The organism is Luteitalea sp. (genome assembly GCA_009377605.1).
Classification (GTDB): Bacteria; Acidobacteriota; Vicinamibacteria; order Vicinamibacterales; family Vicinamibacteraceae; genus WHTT01.
In genome coordinates, this window is the sequence record WHTT01000258.1 from 1 (window position 1) to 698 (window position 698).

The following is a 698-nucleotide window of genomic DNA, read 5'->3' on the forward strand; positions in this document are numbered from 1 at the left end:
CAGGCCGACGACGAGGGCCATGACCAGGGCGAGGACGACGCCAGCAGCGACGATTCCGAGACTGCGGACCCGGACGTTGGCGCCGACAGCGACAGTGGCCAGGGGTCGTCGCGGCGGGTGCGGTCGACGCGTCGGCGCCGGGACGTGCCCGATCTGCCTCGGCTGCCGATGGCGGATCGCACGATCACCGAGGTTGCCGCCGCGCTCCGTGCGCGCGAGGTGAGCGCCCGCGAGCTGACCGACGCCTGCCTGGCCCGCATCGAGCGAGACGGCGAGCGCCTGAACACGTTCCTCGCCGTCGACGCCGATGCCGCCCGCGCGGCCGCCGACGCCGCGGACGCCGAGCTTGATCGCGACGGCGACGGGCGGCCGCTCCTCGGCATCCCGTATGCCCTCAAGGACATCTTCGTCACCCGGGCCCTCGACATGGACGGGAACGACCTCCCGGGCGGCCTGCCGACCACGGCCGGCAGCTTCATCCTCTCCGGCTACCGGTCGCCGTATCCATCGGCCGCCCAGGAGGCGCTCGAGCGTGCCGGCGCGATCCTGCTCGGCAAGACGAACTGCGACGAGTTCGCCATGGGCTCGAGCAACGAGAACAGTGCCTACGGCCCGGTGCGCAACCCGTGGGACGAAACGGCCGTTCCCGGTGGCTCGTCGGGCGGGTCGTCGGCGGCCGTGGCCGGCGGGCAGGCCTA

General features: G+C 73.4%; 1 protein-coding gene. It reads left to right on the forward strand.

Features of this window, described 5'->3' with window-relative positions:
* Window positions 1-168: 168 nt before the first annotated feature.
* Window positions 169-698 (forward strand): Asp-tRNA(Asn)/Glu-tRNA(Gln) amidotransferase GatCAB subunit A (locus GEV06_28825; protein MPZ21847.1); only part of this gene is annotated, 530 nt, incomplete at its 3' end.